The organism is Leifsonia psychrotolerans (assembly GCF_013410665.1).
GTDB lineage: Bacteria > Actinomycetota > Actinomycetes > Actinomycetales > Microbacteriaceae > Cryobacterium > Cryobacterium psychrotolerans_A.
In genome coordinates, this window is the sequence record NZ_JACCFM010000001.1 from 1,700,676 (window position 1) to 1,720,176 (window position 19,501).

Annotated in this window: 20 protein-coding genes; 11 read left to right on the top strand and 9 right to left on the bottom strand. The window is 64.4% G+C overall.

Annotated features, from left to right (window positions below):
* Window positions 1-134: 134 nt before the first annotated feature.
* Complete coding sequence (locus tag HNR05_RS07940) at window positions 135-1,535, top strand: DNA recombination protein RmuC (protein WP_179578518.1); 1,401 nt, start codon at window positions 135-137, stop codon at window positions 1,533-1,535.
* Window positions 1,536-1,738: 203 nt separating this feature from the next.
* Here the strand turns inward: HNR05_RS07940 and glpX (HNR05_RS07945) are convergent, their stop codons facing one another.
* Window positions 1,739-2,671, bottom strand: coding sequence for a class II fructose-bisphosphatase (gene glpX, locus HNR05_RS07945; RefSeq protein WP_179580695.1), 933 nt, complete (start codon window positions 2,669-2,671; stop codon window positions 1,739-1,741).
* A gap of 177 nt (window positions 2,672-2,848) precedes the next feature.
* Window positions 2,849-3,811, bottom strand: coding sequence for a class II fructose-bisphosphatase (gene glpX, locus HNR05_RS07950; RefSeq protein ID WP_179578519.1), 963 nt, complete (start codon window positions 3,809-3,811; stop codon window positions 2,849-2,851).
* A gap of 105 nt (window positions 3,812-3,916) precedes the next feature.
* Between glpX (HNR05_RS07950) and fbaA the strand changes: the two genes are divergently transcribed.
* The gene (gene fbaA, locus HNR05_RS07955; RefSeq protein ID WP_179578520.1) at window positions 3,917-4,942 is read left to right on the top strand and encodes a class II fructose-bisphosphate aldolase; all 1,026 of its coding nucleotides are present in this window, start codon (window positions 3,917-3,919) and stop codon (window positions 4,940-4,942) included.
* A gap of 14 nt (window positions 4,943-4,956) precedes the next feature.
* Window positions 4,957-5,586 carry a DUF6264 family protein gene (locus HNR05_RS07960; protein WP_179578521.1) on the top strand — a complete coding sequence of 210 codons (630 nt, stop codon included), beginning with the start codon at window positions 4,957-4,959 and terminating at the stop codon, window positions 5,584-5,586.
* A 217-nt stretch (window positions 5,587-5,803) separates the two neighbouring features.
* On the opposite strand, the gene HNR05_RS07965 is transcribed toward HNR05_RS07960, so the two are convergent.
* Complete coding sequence (locus HNR05_RS07965; protein ID WP_179580697.1) at window positions 5,804-6,865, bottom strand: 4-hydroxy-3-methylbut-2-enyl diphosphate reductase; 1,062 nt, start codon at window positions 6,863-6,865, stop codon at window positions 5,804-5,806.
* A gap of 90 nt (window positions 6,866-6,955) precedes the next feature.
* On the opposite strand from HNR05_RS07965, the gene xseA reads away from it, so the two are divergent.
* The 5 genes from xseA to HNR05_RS07990 are packed head-to-tail and all read left to right on the top strand — an operon-like array spanning window position 6,956 to window position 11,274.
* The gene (gene xseA / locus HNR05_RS07970) at window positions 6,956-8,242 is read left to right on the top strand and encodes an exodeoxyribonuclease VII large subunit (protein WP_179578522.1); all 1,287 of its coding nucleotides are present in this window, start codon (window positions 6,956-6,958) and stop codon (window positions 8,240-8,242) included.
* Between the two features lies 1 nt (window position 8,243).
* Window positions 8,244-8,495 carry an exodeoxyribonuclease VII small subunit gene (locus HNR05_RS07975; RefSeq protein ID WP_425485075.1) on the top strand — a complete coding sequence of 84 codons (252 nt, stop codon included), beginning with the start codon at window positions 8,244-8,246 and terminating at the stop codon, window positions 8,493-8,495.
* Entirely contained in the window at window positions 8,492-9,145 is a 654-nt protein-coding gene (locus HNR05_RS07980; protein WP_179578524.1) for a DUF4245 domain-containing protein, read from the top strand. Before HNR05_RS07975 ends, HNR05_RS07980 begins: the two co-directional genes overlap by 4 nt.
* Before the next feature lie 56 nt (window positions 9,146-9,201).
* Window positions 9,202-9,804 (top strand): carbonic anhydrase, encoded by a 603-nt coding sequence (locus tag HNR05_RS07985; protein ID WP_179580699.1) that lies wholly within the window; start codon window positions 9,202-9,204, stop codon window positions 9,802-9,804.
* Window positions 9,805-9,858: 54 nt separating this feature from the next.
* A complete protein-coding gene (locus HNR05_RS07990; protein ID WP_179578525.1) occupies window positions 9,859-11,274 on the top strand; it encodes an aspartate ammonia-lyase in 1,416 nt (471 codons plus the stop codon).
* 110 nt (window positions 11,275-11,384) lie between these two features.
* On the opposite strand, the gene phoH2 is transcribed toward HNR05_RS07990, so the two are convergent.
* From phoH2 to HNR05_RS08005, 3 genes are all read right to left on the bottom strand, one after another.
* Window positions 11,385-12,728 (bottom strand): RNA 5'-3' helicase PhoH2, encoded by a 1,344-nt coding sequence (phoH2, locus tag HNR05_RS07995; protein ID WP_425485076.1) that lies wholly within the window; start codon window positions 12,726-12,728, stop codon window positions 11,385-11,387.
* A 188-nt stretch (window positions 12,729-12,916) separates the two neighbouring features.
* Window positions 12,917-14,041 carry an aminotransferase class V-fold PLP-dependent enzyme gene (locus HNR05_RS08000; protein WP_179578526.1) on the bottom strand — a complete coding sequence of 375 codons (1,125 nt, stop codon included), beginning with the start codon at window positions 14,039-14,041 and terminating at the stop codon, window positions 12,917-12,919.
* Window positions 14,042-14,424: 383 nt separating this feature from the next.
* A complete protein-coding gene (locus HNR05_RS08005; RefSeq protein WP_179578527.1) occupies window positions 14,425-15,210 on the bottom strand; it encodes an isoprenyl transferase in 786 nt (261 codons plus the stop codon).
* Between the two features lie 72 nt (window positions 15,211-15,282).
* Between HNR05_RS08005 and trhA the strand changes: the two genes are divergently transcribed.
* On the top strand, window positions 15,283-15,984 hold the full coding sequence (trhA, locus tag HNR05_RS08010; protein ID WP_179578528.1) for a PAQR family membrane homeostasis protein TrhA: 702 nt from the start codon (window positions 15,283-15,285) through the stop codon (window positions 15,982-15,984).
* A 27-nt stretch (window positions 15,985-16,011) separates the two neighbouring features.
* Here trhA and HNR05_RS08015 read toward each other — a convergent pair whose 3' ends face one another.
* Together HNR05_RS08015 and mca are read right to left on the bottom strand one after the other, a co-directional pair.
* The gene (locus HNR05_RS08015; protein ID WP_179577140.1) at window positions 16,012-16,260 is read right to left on the bottom strand and encodes a hypothetical protein; all 249 of its coding nucleotides are present in this window, start codon (window positions 16,258-16,260) and stop codon (window positions 16,012-16,014) included.
* Window positions 16,257-17,120, bottom strand: coding sequence for a mycothiol conjugate amidase Mca (gene mca / locus HNR05_RS08020; protein WP_179578529.1), 864 nt, complete (start codon window positions 17,118-17,120; stop codon window positions 16,257-16,259). The genes HNR05_RS08015 and mca overlap by 4 nt, the downstream gene beginning before the upstream one ends.
* A 73-nt stretch (window positions 17,121-17,193) precedes the next feature.
* Between mca and HNR05_RS08025 the strand changes: the two genes are divergently transcribed.
* Both HNR05_RS08025 and greA read left to right on the top strand, forming a co-directional pair.
* Window positions 17,194-17,595: a DUF4307 domain-containing protein gene (locus HNR05_RS08025; protein WP_179578530.1), complete on the top strand. Its 402-nt coding sequence runs from the start codon at window positions 17,194-17,196 to the stop codon at window positions 17,593-17,595.
* Between the two features lie 90 nt (window positions 17,596-17,685).
* Entirely contained in the window at window positions 17,686-18,177 is a 492-nt protein-coding gene (greA, locus tag HNR05_RS08030) for a transcription elongation factor GreA (RefSeq protein WP_179578531.1), read from the top strand.
* A gap of 83 nt (window positions 18,178-18,260) precedes the next feature.
* On the opposite strand, the gene ilvA is transcribed toward greA, so the two are convergent.
* Window positions 18,261-19,496, bottom strand: coding sequence for a threonine ammonia-lyase (gene ilvA / locus HNR05_RS08035; protein ID WP_179578532.1), 1,236 nt, complete (start codon window positions 19,494-19,496; stop codon window positions 18,261-18,263).
* Window positions 19,497-19,501: the final 5 nt, after the last annotated feature.

The following is a 19,501-nucleotide window of genomic DNA, read 5'->3' on the forward strand; positions in this document are numbered from 1 at the left end:
TGAGTACGTATCTGCGCCCGGATCGATCGTGAATTGCCACAATTCGCCCCTCGCCCACGGGTTATGGGGCAATCTGCGGTAACTCGCGGTGCCGCCGCGGCAGCTCTGTCGGTGGCCGCTGCAAGGATAACTTCATGGATCCATTGCTCAGCCTCTTTCTTGGTCTTCTCATCGGCGCGCTCGTTGGAGCGCTCGTGGCCGTCGTCATTCTGCAGCGCCGCGGCGCCGCGCATTCGTTCGTCGACGACCCGGCTGTGATCGAGTCGCGGCATCAGCTTGCCCTCGCCGAACTGCACGCCCGCGAGACCGCCGTCTCCTCGGTGCTGCGTGAAGAACTCGCCTCGGTGCAGGCCACCTCCGATGCGCTGCGCCAGCAGGTGCAGGTTGCCCAGCAGCAGTATCGCGAACTCGCCGAGCGTCAGCGCGCCGAGCAGGAGGCCCGCACCGAGCAGGAGCGCACCGAGAGCAAGGTGCTGCAGGCACTCGCCCCGGTGAGAGAGAGCTTGCACGACATGCAGAAGAAGGTCACCGAGCTTGAGGCGCAGCGCAGCGTGCAGCACGGTGAGCTGAGTCAGCAGCTGCGTTCGGCCACCGAATCGGAGGAACGCCTGCGCAGCACGGCCGAGTCGCTCGCTTCCGCCCTGCGCTCGAACAGCACCCGCGGAGTGTGGGGTGAGACCCAGCTTCGCAGCGTGGTCGAGGCCGCCGGGTTGATCGAGCGGGTCGACTTCGACCTGCAGTCGAGCATCACGTCGGATGCCGGTGCGGGACGCCCCGACATGGTCGTGCACCTGCCCGGGGGCAAGAACATTGCCGTCGATGCGAAGGTTCCGTTCAACGCTTACCTCGAAGCCAGCCAGATTCCGGCTTCGGCGACCGGGCTGGAGGGCGTCAAACGCGCCGAACTCATGAAGGCTCATGTGAAGGCGGTGCGCGACCACATCACCACGCTCGGCAGCAAGGCCTACTGGCAGGGGCTCGATGCCTCCCCCGAACTCGTGATTGCGTTCATCCCGAGCGAGTCGCTGGTGTCGTCAGCATTGGAGGCCGACCCCTCGATCATGGAGTTCGCATTCAGCAAGCGGGTGGCCCTGTCGTCGCCCGTCACTCTCTGGTCGGTGCTGAAGACCGTGGCCTTCAGCTGGCAACAAGACGTACTCACCCACGACGCCCAGGTGTTGTTCGACCTCAGCCGCGAGCTCTATTCGCGCCTGGCGACAACGGCCACGCACATCGAAAAACTCGGCCGCTCCATCGAGCGCACGGTGAAGGACTACAACGGTTTCGTCGGTTCCATGGAACGCCAAGTGCTGCCGACGGCGCGCAAGCTCAACGCGCTCGACGAGTCGAAGGTGCTCGCGCCGCTCGTGGGCATCGAAGACACACCGCGTCTCCTCGTCGCCCCAGAGTTTGTCGACCCGGGCTTTGTCGACCCGGGCTTCGTCGACCCGGGCTTTGTCGACCCAGAGCTCAGCGCTGAGCTCGAGGCCACGCAGGGTGATCTCGACGAGCTCGATCAGCGGATCTCCCACTAATCGAGCCAACCGACACACCACATGATCTCGACGAGCTCGATCAGCAGGTCACCACGTTCCGCTGGTCGAGCCTGTCGAGACCGGGCGATCTGATCTCGACACGCTCGATCAACGGGTCGCTCGATCAACGAGTCGCCCGATCAACGAGTCGCCCGATCAACGAGTCGCCCGATCAACGAGTCTGAGAACGGATCTTCAGGCCGCTACAGCCACTTCGACGCGAGGTGCTCGGCCACGACGCGGCGCACGGTACCGGAGTGCGAACGCAGCACGATGCTCTCGGTGCGAATCATCGGGCCCTTGCGACGCACACCGTCGACGAGTCCGCCATCCGTCACACCGGTCGCCACGAAGAACGTGTTGTTTCCGCTGACCAGATCGTCGATCTCGAGAAGCTTGTTCACGTCGAGTCCGGCCGCCAGCGCGTTAGTCCGCTCGACGTCGCTGCCCGGTGCCAGACGACCCTGCATGAAGCCGCCCAGTGCCTTCAATGCGCAGGCGGTGGTGATTCCCTCGGGGCTGCCACCGATGCCCACGCACATGTCGATGCGTGACTCATAGCGGGCGGCGTTGATGCCGCCGGCGACATCGCCGTCAAGCAGCAGTCGCGTTCCGGCTCCGGCGGAGCGAATCTCGTCGATCAGACCTTCGTGGCGGGGGCGGTCCAGAACCGCGATGCTCAAATCACCGACCGACTTACCGAGGGCCTTGGCGAGTTCACGAATGTTGTCGCCGATCGGCTGATCAAGGCTGACCACGCCGTGACCGGCGCTGCCGGTGACGATCTTGTCCATGTAGAAGACCGAGGATGCGTCGAGCATGGTGCCACGGTCTGAAACCGCGATCACGGAAATCGCGTTCTGGCGTCCGGTCGCGGTCAGGCTCGTTCCGTCAATCGGGTCGACGGCGATGTCACAGGCCGGGCCTCGGCCGTTGCCAACCCGCTCACCGTTGAAGAGCATCGGGGCGTCGTCCTTCTCGCCCTCACCGATGACGATGACACCGTCAAAGTTGACGGTGCCCAGAAACTTGCGCATCGCGTCGACGGCAGCACCGTCCGCGGCATTTTTATCACCCCGGCCAATGAACGGAACTGCGCGTATGGCTGCGGCCTCCGTTGCGCGCACCAACTCCATCGCCAGGTTGCGATCGGGGTGTTCGAACAGGTTGGCTGAATCGATGCTGGTCACTAAATGGTCCTTCCCGGACGAGTCGTGTGGCAGAGCGGCGAGACCGAGCGCAGTGGCAGAACCCGACGCTGGGCCGACGCTGGATTCCCAGTGCCGCCACGGCCAGCCTACCCGTCCGCGCGCTTACCCCCTCTGCCGGGTAAGCGTGAAGCGTCGGATTCCCCGGTGCGGGTCGATAACCCAGGAATCCGTCGTCGCCGTCGTCCCGCGCCCCGCCGAATCGACGACTGAGACTCCCGCGAGCACGTCACCATCCGTGATTGCGGTGAGAAAAAAGTACCCGTCGCCATCGATCAGGTCGTCGAGGTCGAGGATGCGTTCCGTCGATAATCCAGCCGACCGAGCACGTGCAATTTCTGCCGGATGCTGCGGCGCCAGTCGCGCCTCCATGTGACCGTTCACGGCCCGCACGGCTGCGGAGGTGAGCACCCCCTCGGGCGATCCGCCGATGCCGATCAGCAGGTCGATGTCGCCGTCGACGCGTGCGGCACGCAACGCCACGGCCACGTCCCCGTCGGCGAACTGGAGCACTCGGGCGCCGACGGCCGTGGCTTCGTCGATGTAGCGCTGATTGCGCGGCCGGGACTGTACGGCGACGCGCACCTCGGCGAGCGGCTTGTCGAGCGCTCGGGCGAGCTCGTGCAGGTTCTCGGTGAGCGGACGGCTCAGAGACAGTCGTCCTGCGTTCCCGCTCGTGACGAGCTTCTCCAGGTAAAACACCGGGCCCGGATCGAAGAAGGCGCCGGCCGGCGCAACGGCCAGAACGGCAACCGCATCCGGCAGATTCTGCGCGGCCAGCCGAGTTCCGTCGACGGGGTCGACCGCCACGTCGAGGGCGGGCCCCCGACCGGTTCCGAGCCGCTCCCCCGCAAACAGCAGGGGAGCCTCGTCCTTCTCCCCCTCGCCGATCACGACAACAGCAGCCACATCGACGCGGTCAAACGCAGTTCGCATAGCCTGCACGGCTGCGCCGTCGACGGCAATCTTGTCGCCGCGCCCGACATGACCGTGGGCCGCGAGTGCGGCATCCGTGGTCACCGCAAGCAGGCTATGAACAGCCGCATTGTCCAGGAAGAGTCGTTGCATCTCTCCATCCTGACGCACAGCGGCAGGCAGGGGACTCACACAGTCAATAGACTTGAGGCATCTAGCCTGATCAGGCAGCCCAGCCCGCATTTCAGAGGAGAAGCAATGCCCATCGCAACCCCAGACCAGTACGCCGAGATGCTGAACAAGGCCAAAGACAAGGGATTCGCCTACCCGGCTTTCAACGTGTCCTCGTCCCAGTCAATCAATGCGGTGCTGCAGGGGCTGACGGAGGCTGGCTCCGATGGCATCATCCAGGTCACCACCGGTGGCGCCGACTACTTTGCCGGCCACACCGTGAAGAACCGCGCCTCTGGTGCGCTCGCATTCGCCCGCTTCGTGCACTCCGTTGCCGACAACTACCCGATCACCGTCGCCCTGCACACCGACCACTGCCCCAAGGGCGCGCTCGATGACTTCGTCATGCCCCTGATCGCTGCATCCGAAGACGAGGTGAAGGCGGGCCGTAACCCGATCTTCCAGTCGCACATGTGGGATGGCTCGTCGGTGCCGCTGGCTGAGAACCTTGAGATCGCCACCGAGATGCTCAAGCGCACCCGCGCCATCAACGCCATCCTTGAGGTCGAAATCGGCGTCGTCGGCGGCGAAGAAGACGGTGTCAGCCACGACATCAACGACAACCTCTATACGACCCTCGACGATGCAATCGCGATGGTTGAGGCCCTGGGCCTCGGCGACAACGGCCGCTACATGGCCGCGCTCACCTTCGGCAACGTGCACGGTGTGTACAAGCCCGGCAATGTGAAGCTGCGCCCGGAACTCCTCAAGGACATCCAGGACGGACTTGCCGCGAAGTACGGCACCAGCGTCAAGCCGCTCGACCTCGTCTTCCATGGCGGATCCGGCTCGACGGATGCCGAGATCGCCGAAGCCGTCGCCAACGGCGTCGTGAAGATGAACATCGACACCGACACGCAGTACGCCTTCACGCGTGCGGTCGCCGACTACATGCTGAAGAACTACGACGGCGTGCTCAAGGTCGACGGTGAAGTGGGCAACAAGAAGCTCTACGACCCGCGCGCCTGGGGCAAGGTCGCCGAGTCGGCGATGGCCGCACGCGTCGTCGAATCCACCCGCCAGCTCGGCTCCGCCGGGCACTCGAACAGCTAGAACCAAGGATGACGATGGCCGACAACCCGGCAACCCCGCCGGCTGGCGACGACGCGACTGCTGCGCCACGACCCCAGCGGCCTCGTCCGCAATACGGCGAGCTTGCCCCTGAGGGGTGGAGTTGGACTCCGCCCCCGGGGGCGAACCCGCACGCTGGAAGCGACATCACGGGTTCGAGCCAGCGTGCGGAGTCGACCCATCCGCACGGTGCGGCCCGGCAGCAGCCACCAGTGCCGGCACCTCCGCTGGTGCCGGTGGGCCGCACTGGATCGAAGAAGGCACTGCCGACCTGGGACCGTCCGGTCACCTACGGACTGCTCCTGCTCGGTCTGGTCGGCACGTTCATGACGGTGGGTATCCTGCAGGCGGTGCCCGACGCGGTGCAGATGCTCTATACGCAGGAAGGACTCGGCACCTATCAGGCCGCCGCGGTCGTGCCGGAATTGATCACCGCGGGAATCATCGCGGTGTGGGCTGTCTGGGTGCTCACCATCGGGTTCACGGTGCTGCTGCTCACCCGTCACCGCCGGGCGTTCTACCTCCCCATCATCGGGGGCTTCGTGTCATTCGTTGTGGTCTTCGTGTTTCTGTCGATCATTTTGACGACGGATCCGACGCTGCTCCAGTTCTACAGCCGCCCGTAGGCGCCGCCGTCCCCCGGTGCCCGTCATCGGTGCCCTCGCCGCCTCATCCGACCGTCTCAACTCACTCTTAACCCACCGCGAGAGTGCAGTTGTTGTTGCCTCACGAAGCGTGAAGCAACAACAATTGCACTCTCGCGATCAAGAATCAAAGAATCAAAGAATCAAAGAATCAAAGAATCAAAGAATCAAAGAATCAAAGAATCAAGAATGGGTCGAGTTAGTCGTTGCAGCCGGTGCCCGCAGGCTCGGCGCTGGTACGGCCCCCGAGAGCCCGCGGATCCTGCTTGCCAGAACGCCCCGTCCGGAGTTCCTTCGGCAGCGAGAAGATCAGGTCTTCCTCGGCGGTTTTGACCTCCTGCACATCTCGATACCCGGCGTCGGCGAGGTCGGCGAGCAGTTCTTGCACGAGTTCGTCCGGCACAGATGCCCCACTCGTCACGCCAACCGTGTTCACGCCGTCGAGCCACTCCTGTTTGACCTCGCTGGAGTAATCCACCCGGTAGGCCGCCTTGGCGCCATATTCAAGCGCCACCTCGACCAGGCGCACCGAGTTCGAGGAGTTCGCCGAGCCGACGACGATCACGAGGTCGGAATCTCTCGCGACCTTCTTGATCGCCACCTGGCGATTCTGAGTGGCGTAGCAAATGTCGTCGCTGGGCGGATCCTGCAGGTTCGGGAACCGAGCGCGGAGACGCCGCACAGTCTCCATGGTTTCGTCCACGCTGAGCGTGGTCTGTGAGAGCCAGACGACTCGGTTTGGGTTACGAACGACGATGGTGTCTGCTTCGTCGGGGCTGCCGACAATCGTGGTGTGCTCGGGTGCTTCCCCGGCGGTGCCTTCGACTTCTTCATGGCCCTCGTGGCCGATCAACAAGATTTCGTAGTCGTCGCGCGCGAAACGCACGGCCTCGCGGTGCACCTTCGTGACCAGCGGGCAGGTGGCATCGATGGCTTGGAGGCCACGCTCCGCGGCCGCGTTCACGACGGCGGGAGAGACTCCGTGGGCGCTGAAGACCAGGTGCGAGCCGGTGGGAACCTCATCGACCTCCTCGACGAAGATGGCGCCCTTCGCCTCGAGCTCGGTGACCACATGAATGTTGTGCACGATCTGCTTACGCACATAGACCGGGGCACCGTAATGCTCAAGTGCCTTTTCGACAGCGATCACCGCCCGGTCGACTCCAGCGCAGTATCCGCGCGGCGCCGCGAGCAGCACCTTTTTGAGTCCGACGACGGGGGTATCCTTGAGCCTGTTGCGCCGGCTCGGAATCCGAGGCATACCGAGGCCGATGACAGGCGAATGAGAGCTAATGGTCACGCCCTCAGTCTATGTTGCGCACACCTGAGAGTCCCCCAGAAGGAGGCTGTGATGAGCGAGGCCGTTACAACGGATGCCGCACCCACCGTTGACACCCCCTGGCCAGTCGGCCTGCTGTCGGCGAAGATCCGCGGTTACATCGAACGGCTCGGCACCGCCTGGGTCGAAGGCGAGATCACGCAATGGGGGGTCAGCGGCGGCAACGTCTACGGCAAACTCAAAGACCTGAACGAGGATGCCACGGTGAGCTTCACCGTCTGGTCGTCGGTCAAGTCGCGCCTCAGCGCCGATTTCAAGCAGGGTGATCGGGTGATTGCTCTCGTGAAGCCCAACTATTGGGTCAAGGGCGGCACGCTCACCATGCAGGTGTTCGAGCTGCGCCATGTCGGCCTCGGCGACCTCCTCGAACGACTCGAGCGCCTGCGCACACAACTCGCCGGAGAGGGACTCTTCGATACCTCCCGCAAAAAACCGCTTCCGTTTCTGCCCCACTGCATCGGCCTGGTCACCGGCAAAGATTCCGATGCCGAGAAAGACGTCATCCGCAATGCCCAGCTGCGCTGGCCGGCCGTCGAATTTCGTCTCGCCTACGCCGCCGTGCAGGGCGACCGTGCCGTCGGCGAAGTGACCGCGGCCATCCAACGCCTCGACGCCGATCCCGAGGTCGACGTGATCATCGTCGCCCGCGGCGGGGGTGACTTTCAGAATCTGCTCGCGTTCAGTGACGAGACTCTCGTGCGCGCGGCAGCCGCCTGCACCACTCCCCTGGTCAGCGCCATCGGCCATGAGGCCGACCGCCCGCTGCTCGACGACGTGGCCGATCTGCGCGCGTCAACCCCCACGGATGCCGCCAAGCGCGTCGTTCCCGACGTCTCCGACGAGCTCAATCGGGTGCAGCAGGCCCGTGCGCGCCTCGGCAGCCGTTTGACCGGCTTGATTTCGCACGAAGTCGATCGCATCGGCCAGCTGAGGACCCGCCCGGTGCTCGCCGGCGCCGACTGGATCATCGACTCCCGGTCGGAAGACCTCACCCGCTACGTCGCCCGCGGAGTCGAACTCACCGGCCGGTTGTTGGAACGGGCCGGTTCGCAGGTCAGCGAGCTGCGGGGGGCACTTCGCGCCCTGTCACCGCAGGGCACGCTCGACCGCGGCTACGCCATCGCCCAGCGTGCCGACGGCCAGGTGCTCCGCTCCCCGGAGCAGGCCCCCGACGGCACCGCGTTCCTGCTGCATCTGGCCGACGGACGCCTGAACGCGACCTCGGTGGGGAGCACGGCCGGCGACGCAGCCGGCCCCACATCCGCGGCCGCGGCATCCGACCCCTCACGCTCGAAATAGAATGGACACCATGACCACGTCTGCAGACTCCATCGGCGCCCTCAGCTACGAACAGGCGCGCGACGAGCTCGTGCGCGTCGTCAACGAACTTGAGCAGGGTGCGTCCACCCTCGAAGAGTCCCTCGCCCTCTGGGAACGCGGCGAGGCCCTCGCCAGCCGCTGTGAGGAATGGCTGATCGGCGCCAAGGCTCGTCTTGATGCGGCCCGGGCCGGTCAGGCCGCGCGCGCCGACCAGGCGGCCAGCGCCGAATGAGTCGCGCACCCAAGGCTCCGCGCGTCGTCGCCGAACTCGGCCGTCCCGAAACTCCCGACGAAACGGCGAGCCGGTTGACGGAGAACTCCCGCAAGTACCGAGCCCACAAAACCGTGAACAATCTGGTGCTCTCGCTGATCGCCACGGTCGTCACAGTGCTTGTCATTGTGTTGATCGTGCCGCGCAGCGACACCCCGATTGAGCGCGACATCGACGTGAGCCAGATTGCTGCTTCGGTGCAGTCCGGCCAGAGCGAGCACATCGTGAACCCGACGCTGCCCGACGGCTGGCGCGCGAACGCAGCGACCTGGCACGGCTCAGGCAGCGATGACGTCGCATCCTGGTATATCGGCCTACTCACCCCGAGAGACCAGTTCATCGGTCTCACTCAGGCGATCGATGCCAACCCCACCTGGCTGGCCAACGCCCTGTCGAAGCAGGCTGCGAGTGATGTCGTGACCGTCGACGGCGTGAAGTGGGACGTCTACATCAACACTGCCGCAGCGAAAGACCGCGGTAACTTCGACTATGCCCTCACCACCGAGGCCGGCTCCAGCACCTATCTGCTGGTCGGTACGGCCACACCTGATGAATTCAGGGAGTTGGCGAGTGTGCTCGCCCCCGACATCCAAGCGAACGGAACCCGGTGACCCCCAGTAGCAGCTCCAACGACGTGCAGCCCACCCCCGCCAAAGCGTGGCGCGAAATGGTGCGCGGCAATGAACGTTTCGTCGACGGAACCCCTAATCACCCCCGCCAAGATGTGGACCGGCGCGAAGAATTGGCGGTCTACCAGACCCCGCACGCGGCGCTGTTCGGCTGCAGCGACTCACGTCTCGCCGCCGAGATCATCTTTGACAAGGGCCTGGGCGATCTGTTCGTCATCCGCAACGCCGGCCAGGTCATCTCCTCGTCGGTGCTCGGCTCGCTCGAATACGCCGTGGGCGTGCTGCACGTTCCACTCATCGTCGTGCTCGGCCATGACTCCTGCGGGGCAGTACGCGCCGCGATCGACTCGCAGGCAACTGACGCCACCCCGCTGCCGCCCCATATCGCCCGGCTGATCTCGAAGATCGTGCCGGCAGTGCGCCGGGTGAGCGGGCAAACGGATGCCGCTCCGGTCGACTCGCAAACCGTCGACGCGGGACTCGTGGGCCGCGAGCACCTGCGCGACACCGTCACCGAGATGCTCGAACGTTCCGAGATGATCAGTGAGGCCGTGGCAGCCGGTACATTGGCTATCGTCGGCGCGAATTACAAATTGCTTGAGGGGCGTGCCGAGGCCGACATCGTCGTCGGCACGATTTAGTTTTTTAAGGCTCTACGCGCAGAGCGTGCAGAGAGAACCGAGAGGGAAAATACAGTGCTGGACAACTCCGCAGAGACCGGTTACCGGATCGAACACGACACGATGGGTCAGGTTCGTGTTCCGATCGATGCGCTCTATGGCGCTCAGACCCAGCGTGCCGTCGAGAACTTCCCGATCTCGGGCAGTGTGCTGGAGTCGGCTCAGATCGCCGCGCTGGCTCGAATCAAGAAGTCTGCCGCACTGGCCAACGCCCGTCTCGGCGTGCTCGACGGCGCCATCGCCAATGCGATCTCTGCTGCTGCCGACGAGGTCATCTCGGGCAAGCACGACGACCAGTTCCCGATCGACGTCTACCAGACCGGCAGTGGCACCTCGTCGAACATGAACATGAACGAGGTTCTGGCCACCCTTGCCACAGCGAGCCTCGGCTCGACGGTTCACCCGAACGACCACGTGAACGCCTCGCAGTCCTCGAACGACGTCTTCCCCACCTCGGTGCACATCGCCGTGACGAGTGCGCTCATCGACGATCTGATTCCGGCACTCGATCACCTCGCCGTCTCGCTCGAAACCAAGTCCACGCTCTGGGCCGAGGTCGTCAAGGCCGGCCGTACCCACCTGATGGATGCCACACCCGTCACGCTCGGACAGGAGTTCGGCGGCTACGCCCGCCAGATTCGCCTCGGCATCGAGCGTGTGCAGTCCGCGCTCCCCCGCGTTGCCGAGGTGCCGCTCGGCGGAACCGCCGTGGGCACCGGCATCAACACCCCGGCCGGATTCCCGCAGCTTGTGATCGAGTTGCTCGTCACCGAGACCGAGCTGCCGATCACCGAGGCCAAGGACCACTTCGAGGCTCAGGCCAACCGCGACGGCCTCGTCGACGCATCCGGTGCGCTGCGCACCATCGCCGTGAGCATGACCAAGATCTGCAACGATCTGCGCTGGATGGGTTCCGGCCCAAACACCGGCCTCGGCGAAATCGCGATCCCCGATCTGCAGCCCGGATCCTCAATCATGCCTGGCAAGGTCAACCCGGTCATTCCCGAGGCCGTGCTCATGGTCGCCTCGCGTGTGATCGGCAACGATGCCACCATCGCGTGGTCTGGTGCGTCGGGTTCATTCGAGCTCAACGTGGCCATCCCGGTGATGGGCACCGCGCTGCTCGAGTCGATCCGTCTGCTCACCAACGCGTCGCGTGTGCTTGCCGACAAGACCGTCGATGGCCTCGAGGCCAACATCGACCGCGCTCGTGCCCTGGCCGAGTCGTCGCCGTCGATCGTGACGCCGCTCAACCGCGTGATCGGCTATGAGGCCGCAGCGAAGGTAGCCAAGCACTCCGTGAAGCAGAGCATGACCGTGCGTGAGGCCGTGATCGACCTCGGTTTCGTCGAGCGTGGCGAGGTCACCCTCGAGCAGCTCGACACAGCGCTTGACGTGCTGAGCATGACGCGTCCGCCGCACGCGAAGTAGCCCGGCCCCACGGGTCGGTCGTGTAGCGAAAACAGGTACGCTCCTCGAAGAGCGAGCAATCCAGCCTGTTTTCGCTACGCCGACGCGGCCGCGTACCTGCGGCATCCGCTCTACGCCAGCTCGTTACCGTCCAAGACCTCGCTAACGAGCGCGGCGATCGCGCTGCGTTCCGACCGCGTCAGCGTGATGTGGGCGAAGAGCGGATGCCCCTTCAACGTCTCGATCACCGACGCGACCCCGTCATAGCGCCCGACCCGCAGGTTGTCGCGTTGCGCGACGTCGTGGGTCAGTACGACCCTCGAGTTCTGCCCGATCCGGCTGAGCACGGTGAGCAGCACATTGCGTTCCAGCGACTGCGCCTCGTCGACGATCACGAACGCGTCATGCAGTGAGCGACCCCGAATGTGGGTGAGTGGCAGCACCTCGAGAATGCCGCGATCGAGAACCTCCTCGATCACATTGGGCGACACGACCGAGCCGAGCGTGTCAAACACCGCCTGCGCCCAGGGGTTCATCTTCTCGCCCTGATCGCCGGGCAAGTAGCCGAGCTCCTGACCGCCCACCGCGTAGAGCGGGCGGAACACCATGATCTTGCGATGCTGGCCACGCTCCAACACCGCCTCGAGACCTGCGCAGAGGGCGAGCGCGGACTTTCCCGTGCCGGCTCGACCTCCCAGCGACAGAATTCCGATCTCGGGGTCGAGCAGCATGTCGATCGCCAGACGCTGTTCGGCGGAGCGCCCGTGCAGCCCGAAGACCTCGAGGTCGCCACGAACCAGCTTGAATTCACCCCGTGCCGTGACCCGCCCGAGCGCCGAGCCGCGCTCCGAGTGGATGACCAGGCCCGTATTGATCGGCATGTCTTGCACCAGCCGGCTCTGCAGCCTGTCGGCGTCGTAGAGCTCGTTGATCTGCTCGGAACTCAGGCTGATCTCGTCGAGACCGGTCCAGCCGGAGTCGACGGCAAGTTCGTGCCGGTACTCGTCCGCGGCCAGCCCGATCGACGCCGCCTTCACCCGCAGAGGAAGGTCTTTCGACACGACGGTCACGTTGAGCCCGTCGCTCGCCAGGTTCATCGCAACAGCCAAGATGCGTGAGTCGTTGTCGCCCAGCTGCAAACCCGACGGCAACACGCTCATATTCGAATGATTCAACTCGACCCGCAGGGTGCCACCCTCGCCGACCGGAATCGGAAAGTCCAACCGCTCGTGTTCGATGCGTAATTCGTCGAGTATCCGCAACGCCTGACGCGCGAAATAGCCGATCTCCGGGTCGTTCCGCTTGGCCTCGAGTTCTGCGATGACGACCACCGGAAGCACCACGGCATGTTCGGCGAACCGAAACAGCGCCTTGGGATCTGACAGAAGCACCGAAGTATCGAGCACATAGGTGCGTTCCAGCTGGCTGGCGCCTGAACTGGCCTGTGACGTTGCACGTGAACTGGTCTGATTCACAACCGCTCCCACCCCGTACCCGGAGGTACGGATTTGGTTGGCGAGCTGGCCACAAGCGAATATCGAGCCGTACTTATGTGGCCGTCTCGATCAGGCGCTGTACCTGATACTGCGACGCTACGACTCGAACATCCGAGTTCGCTCACGACACGCGCGTGTTCACCAGAGATTCGAGATTTTCCTGGCCTTCAGTAGGTGGCAGCGCTCGAAAATGATGTGAATGCACCCCGCAGCATCTCAACGGTTTCGGCGTCGAGCCGGGCGTGCACACTCAGCCGAACGGTACCCTGGCGTGTCGTCGTGCTGACCCCGTGGTTGTGCAGCGACGCCGTCAGCAGCGTGAGCTGCTCGGGAACCGGCTCCAGCACGACAATTCCGGCCCGCTCACGCTCGTCGCGCGACGAGGTGACGGGCACGGTGAATTCGTCCGCCAGGTCGATCAATCGGGTCACGTTCTCGGACACCTGGGTGGCGATCGCTGCGACACCCACCTCGTTGATTTCTTCCAGGGCCGCCGAGAACCGTGCCAGCGCGATGGCGTCGGGGTTACTCACTTGGAATGCGCGGGCCGAGTCGCTCGGTGGCACCACCTCGTCCCAGACCTCGTCCTCGTCCGTGCCGGCGAACCCTGAGAACACGGGGGTGAGCCGTTCCAAAGCGCGGTCGCTGAGCGCCAGGAACCCCGTGCCCCAGCCAGCCCGCGCCCATTTCTGACCGCCGGATGCCACGACATCCGCCAGTTCGTAGGGTGCGTCAATCACCCCGAAGCCCTGGATGGCGTCGACGATCAGTAACCGGTCGCCGATGACCTGTCGGATTCCCTCGAGGTCGGCGACGTACCCAGTGCGGGCGTCGACCAGGCAGACGGCCACCGCAGCGGTCGTCGCGGTGAGTTGCTGCTTCACCTGATTCGGGGTGACCCGGCCGTGATCGGTCTCGAGCCAGAGGGGCGAAACCACATGCAGGGCCTCAGACGCGCGTACGGCTGCAAATGGACCACTCGGAAAGTCGCCGGCCGAGAGCAGCACACCGCCGCCGGTGAGACCGAACATGGCATGCATCAGCCCGGTTGTCGTGTTGGGCTGAAAGACGATTTGGTCGTGGCGAAATCCTGTGGTGAGCGCGGCAGCCTGCTGAAAGCGCTCGGTCTGGGTGAACAGAGTCGCCAAGCTGCCGAAGCGCGCCCGCGACAGAAGCTCGATCTGTGCCGCGGCCTCGTGAGTGACGGCGGCAGACATCGGGCCGACCCGCGCGTAGTCGAGGTAGCCGGGTTCCTCAAGAAAGCCGGCAGCGAACTGCTCCATGGATGCCATCGGGTGTGCCTTTCATCGAACGCAGGCGCACCGCGGAGGGGCCGCCACCGTCTGATTATCCCCCACCCTCAAGACATCGCCAGGTTGAGGTCAATTTCCGTCGAAGAGCACCGCTCCCGCTGGTCGAGCCCGCAGAGACCCCGTCACCAGATCTCGACGAGCTCGATCAACGGGGCGGGCTGGATTTGCGGAAGGGTGCGGACTCCGTCACCGAACCGTTGGTCGAGCCTGTCGAGACCCCGTCAGCAGATCTCGACGAGCTCGATCAACGGGGCGCGCTGAATCCGCGGAGGCCTGCGGACTCCGTCACCGCTCCCGCTGGTCGAGCCTGTCGAGACCCCGCGAGCCGCACCGGATGCGGGTCACTCCACCCGCGTTGGCGGCTAACCGCCGAAGCGGCGCTGACGCTTGGCGAAGTCACGCAGGGCACGCAAAAAGTCGACCGGTCGCAGATCCGGGCCGAGAGCCTCGACGAAGTAGAACTCACTGTGAGCGCTCTGCCAGAGCATGAAGTCGCTCAGCCGCTGTTCCCCCGAGGTACGAATCACGAGGTCGGGGTCGGGCTGTCCGCCCGTGTAGAGGTGCTGGCCGATCAGTTCGGGGGTGAGCGTCTCGGCGAGATCGTCGAGCGTGCCACCGTGCTCGTGGTGGGAGGCCACGATGCTGCGCATGGCGTCGGTGATTTCGGTGCGCCCGCCGTAGCCGACGGCCAGGTTGACGTGCAGACCCTTCTTTCCCGCGGTACGTGCCTCGGCGGCATCCAGCGCACCAACGAGGGGACCGGGCAAGCCGGCCTTCGAGCCCACCTGCTGCACAACCCAGTCCCGGTAGTGCGACAGCTCTTCGGCGAGATCGGCAATGATCTCGAACAAAGCTGAAAGCTCCTCGGTCTGACGCTGCGTCAGATTGTCCGACGAGAGCAGGTACAGGGTGACGACCGAGATGCCGAGGTCGTCACACCATTCCAGGAACTCGCGCATCTTCGCTGCCCCGGCGCGGTGGCCGTGCGCGGCCGAGTCATAACCGAGCTGCTTGGCCCAGCGCCGATTCCCGTCGATGATCATCGCGACATGCTTCGGCACGACGTCGGGCGTCAGCCCGCGCCGCAGTCGGCGCTCGTACACCCGATAAAGGATGCCGCGCCCCGACGCTGCCTGCTGTTTCTGCACGTGTTCACGCTAGTCCACTTCCCCGGGTGAATTTGATCAGCCGGGCGGTGCGCCCTGCCGTAGGGTTGCAGCATGGCTTCCGAGCACGACATCCACAACCTTCCTTTGCTTGAGGCTGATTCGCCCTCCCCGGAAGATCTGAAGCCCACCTGGCGGGGTTGGATTCACGCCGGAATCTTCCCCGTGACGGTCGTGGCCGGCATCATTTTACTGATCCTGGCCGATGGCCCCGCCGCGCGCTGGAGTTCGGCCGTCTTCGTGGCCACCTCGATGCTGCTCTTTGGCAACTCGGCCCTCTACCACCGTTTCAATTGGCAGCCACGCACCAAATTGCTGCTCAAGCGCATCGACCACGCGAATATCTTTCTGTTGATCGCCGGCTCGTACACGCCGATCACGGTGCTGGCCCTGCCGCCGCAGAAGGCGGTGCTGCTGATGTCCCTCGTCTGGAGCGGTGCGCTGCTGGGCATCGCATTCCGCGTGTTCTGGATCAATGCCCCACGCTGGCTCTACGTGCCGCTCTATCTGTTACTCGGCTGGGGCGCGCTGATGTTCATCGTCGACTTCTTCCAGGCCAACGCCACGATGATGACACTCATCATGGTCGGCGGGCTGTGCTATTCCGTCGGTGCCGTCATCTATGCCCTGAAGAAGCCCAACCCGATTCCCGGAGTGTTCGGATTCCACGAGATCTTCCACGCACTCACAGCTGTGGCGTTCCTCTGCCATTGGGTTGCGATCCTGCTGATCGCCACGCATCCGCTCTACCCGTAGACGCACACGGACCAGGATGCGAGAACGCTACTTCGTGTCGGCCTCGTCGGCCGCGTTCGCAGCAGCAACCTCAGCTATTTCGGCTTCGAGTCGTGCGCTGATCTCTGCGCGGTAGGTCGTGCGACGGATGCGACGCACCATGTCGATGCCCAGTAGTACGACGGCGACGGCCACGAAGAAAATCGCGAAGAAGCCGACCACTCCGGGGGTGACCAGGTCGTCCGGCGGCGGGGTCTGGTCACCTGCTGCGGCCAGCACGCTGAAGAGAACGTTCATCGGTTCTCCTCCACGCCGGCAAAGAGGTCTGATTCAGGCATAACTGAGTTCACTTTCGATTCGACGAGCTGAAAATCTTCAAACGGCCACGCCTTGCGAATGAGCTCATTCGGCCAGAAGAAGAAACTGCTGGTGGGTGCGACCTGACTGGCGTGGGCGCGCAGCGCGGCATCCCGCGCCTCCAGAAAATCGCCGACCGGAACGTGCGTCGTCGCCAGCGCCGGGTAGTTCTTCATCCATTCGCGGGCCTCGCCCAGCGGTTCGAGCAGCTCAGAATCCGGCTCGGTCACGCTCAGCTCGAGGTACATCGCATCGACCCGTTGAAGGTTGAAGATGCGGTCGTAGTACAGCTTGTCGACCTGCCAGGGCGTGCCGGCATCCGGGTACCGCTCCGCATCCGCGGCGGCGCGATAGGCCGCCAGCGACACCTCATGGGTGCGAATGTGATCCGGATGCGGGTAGCCACCGTTTTCGTCGTAGGTCACCAGCACGTGGGGTCGAAACTCACGGATGATGCGCACGAGAGGTTCGGCCGAGATCTCGACCGGGATATCCGCGAATGAGTTCGGCGGCACCGAACCGTCTTCATTCATGCCCGAATCTCGGTAACCGAGCCACCGGTGGTCGATTCCCAGGTGACCTTGAGCCTTCGCCATTTCACGCCGACGCAGCCCGGCGAGATCGCGGTGAGCCAGAGCGATGTCGGCCAGTTCGTCGTTCAAAATGCTGCCCAGTTCGCCGCCCGTACAGCTGACAACGAGAACCTCGTCGCCCAAGCTGCTGTAGTACGCATAGGTGGCAGCACCTTTGCTCGACTCGTCGTCGGGATGCGCGTGCACCGCCAGTAGTCGCCGTGTCACGAAACTCCTCCAGAATGCCCGATAACCTGTAGGGGTAAGCCTAATCGTTCAATCTGAAGTGTGGAGTCGCCCCGTGCCCGAGAAACCCGGACTGGACGAACGCTATGGGCGAACCCGCGGCCGAATCGTGCGCGACCGGCGACTGCTCTGGGCCCTTGCCGGAATCTTCGGTGTCGTCCTTGTCGCCTGGGTGGTGTGGGCCGGACTCGACTCGCCGGGAACGCAGATCGATGCGCGCGATACCCGACACACAATCATTGACTCACGCAGCGTGAGCGTCACGTTTGAAGTCTCGGTGGCCCAGAACACTCCCGTGAGCTGCGCCGTCGAGGCGTTGAACGAGGGTTTCACCGTTGTGGGCTGGAAGGTCATCGACCTTCCCGCCTCGGAAAGCTACACCCGTTCGTTCACCGAGGTCATCCGAACCACGGAACTCGCGAACACGGGATTGATTTACCGCTGCTGGCTGACCTAAACTGGCATATTCGCCTCGGTTCCCGCCGAGGCGTCGACTATATCTGCGGGACAGTTGGGCAAACAACTGACGCAATAGAGGAGAGCACCCATGACTACCGACACCACGGTCACCTGGTTGACCCAGGAGGCGTTCGACCGCCTCACGACGGAGCTGGACACCCTCAGCACGACTGGCCGTGAGGACATCACGAAAAAGATCGAGTCGGCTCGTGAAGAAGGCGACCTCAAGGAGAACAGCGGCTACCACGCCGCCAAAGACGAACAGGGCAAGATGGAGGCGCGCATCCGCACGCTCACCCAGCTTCTGCGCACCGCCGAAGTCGGCAGCGCACCCGAAAGCCACGGCATCGTGCAGCCCGGAACCGTGATCACCGCCGCCATTGCCGGTGATGAGAGCCGCTTCCTGCTCGGCAGCCGCGAGATCGCCGGCAACAGCGATCTCGACGTGTACAGCGAGCAGAGCCCGCTCGGTGCGGCGATCATCGGTCTCGCGGTGGGCGCTTCGACCAGCTACACGGCCCCGAACGGCAAAGAGATCACCGTGTCGATTTCGAATGTGGAGACATTCACCGGCGCATAAATCACGCCCCGCGTTCGCATCGCTTCAACGCCCTCCCGTCATCGACGGGAGGGCGTTGGCGTTGAAACAGTACCGACGCCGTTCTAGCGCAGCTGCGGATCGTAGCCCGCGGCACGCAGCACGTCGACGACCTGTTGACGGTGCTCCGGCCCGCGCGTCTCGACGCTGACATCGAGTTCAACCTCGCTAATCTGCAGCCCGACACCGTGCCGAGTGTGCAGCACCTCGATCACGTTGGCGTGGGCCTCGGCGAGCAGTTCAGAGATGCGTGCCAGCTGGCCGGGACGGTCGGGCAGCATGATTCGAAGCGTGAGATAACGCCCGGATGCCGCCAACCCATGGCTGATCACACGCTGCATCAACAAAGGATCGATGTTGCCGCCGGAGAGAATGGCGACGGTCGGGCCGTCGCTTCTGACCTTTCCGGCGAGGATCGCCGCGACCGAGACGGCGCCGGCCGGTTCGACGACGAGCTTGCCCCGTTCCAGCAACACCAAGAGTGCACGTGCGATGTCGTCTTCAGAGACCGTCACGACCTCGTCAACGAGGTGTTTGATGATCTCAAAGTTCAACAGGCCCGGCTGGGCCACCGCGATGCCGTCGGCGATTGTCGGCTGAATGGTGATGGCGGTGACTTCGCCGGCGGCCAGCGACGGCGGGTAGGCCGCCGCATTCTCGGCCTGAACCCCGATGATTCTGATCTGACGACCCTCACGTTCGGCCAACTGCTTGAGCGCACCGGCGACACCCGAGATGAGGCCGCCGCCACCGATCGGAACGACGACGGTCTGAACATCCGGAACCTGATCGGCGATCTCGAGGCCGAGTGTTCCCTGGCCGATGATGACATCGGCGTGGTCGAACGGGGGGATCAGCACCGCGCCGGTCTGCGCAGCGAACTCGGCGGCAGCCAGCAGCGGCTCCGTGACGGTGTGCCCACGCAGCACCACGTCGGCTCCGTAATCCCGCGTCGCCTGCAATTTGGGCAGCGCCACGCCGACAGGCATGAAGATGGTGGCCCGGATACCGAGTTCCCGCGCCGCATAGGCGACTCCCTGTGCGTGGTTGCCGGCCGAGGCCGCTACGACGCCCCGCGCCTTCTCTGCTTCCGTCAGTTGGGAGAGCCGATTGTACGCACCCCGGATCTTGTAGGAGCCTGTGCGCTGCAGATTCTCGCACTTGAGATGCACGGGTTGGCCGAGCAAATCGGTCAGGTATCGGGAGGTCTCCATCGGGGTGATCGACGCGACACGGGCGACGACCGAACGGGCGGCTTCGAACTCGGCCAGGGCCGGACCGATGAGGGTGGTTTCTGTCATTCTTT

Excerpts from the sequence above, each read along its gene's own strand:
- HNR05_RS07940 (WP_179578518.1), top strand. The coding sequence starts at position 135 with ATGGATCCATTGCTCAGCCTCTTTCTTGGTCTTCTCATCGGCGCGCTC.
- glpX (WP_179580695.1), bottom strand. The coding sequence starts at position 2,671 with ATGGAGTTGGTGCGCGCAACGGAGGCCGCAGCCATACGCGCAGTTCCG.
- glpX (WP_179578519.1), bottom strand. The coding sequence starts at position 3,811 with ATGCAACGACTCTTCCTGGACAATGCGGCTGTTCATAGCCTGCTTGCG.
- fbaA (WP_179578520.1), top strand. The coding sequence starts at position 3,917 with ATGCCCATCGCAACCCCAGACCAGTACGCCGAGATGCTGAACAAGGCC.
- HNR05_RS07960 (WP_179578521.1), top strand. The coding sequence starts at position 4,957 with ATGGCCGACAACCCGGCAACCCCGCCGGCTGGCGACGACGCGACTGCT.
- HNR05_RS07965 (WP_179580697.1), bottom strand. The coding sequence starts at position 6,865 with ATGCCTCGGATTCCGAGCCGGCGCAACAGGCTCAAGGATACCCCCGTC.
- xseA (WP_179578522.1), top strand. The coding sequence starts at position 6,956 with ATGAGCGAGGCCGTTACAACGGATGCCGCACCCACCGTTGACACCCCC.
- HNR05_RS07975 (WP_425485075.1), top strand. The coding sequence starts at position 8,244 with ATGGACACCATGACCACGTCTGCAGACTCCATCGGCGCCCTCAGCTAC.
- HNR05_RS07980 (WP_179578524.1), top strand. The coding sequence starts at position 8,492 with ATGAGTCGCGCACCCAAGGCTCCGCGCGTCGTCGCCGAACTCGGCCGT.
- HNR05_RS07985 (WP_179580699.1), top strand. The coding sequence starts at position 9,202 with ATGGTGCGCGGCAATGAACGTTTCGTCGACGGAACCCCTAATCACCCC.
- HNR05_RS08000 (WP_179578526.1), bottom strand. The coding sequence starts at position 14,041 with ATGGCATCCATGGAGCAGTTCGCTGCCGGCTTTCTTGAGGAACCCGGC.
- trhA (WP_179578528.1), top strand. The coding sequence starts at position 15,283 with ATGGCTTCCGAGCACGACATCCACAACCTTCCTTTGCTTGAGGCTGAT.
- HNR05_RS08015 (WP_179577140.1), bottom strand. The coding sequence starts at position 16,260 with ATGAACGTTCTCTTCAGCGTGCTGGCCGCAGCAGGTGACCAGACCCCG.
- greA (WP_179578531.1), top strand. The coding sequence starts at position 17,686 with ATGACTACCGACACCACGGTCACCTGGTTGACCCAGGAGGCGTTCGAC.
- ilvA (WP_179578532.1), bottom strand. The coding sequence starts at position 19,496 with ATGACAGAAACCACCCTCATCGGTCCGGCCCTGGCCGAGTTCGAAGCC.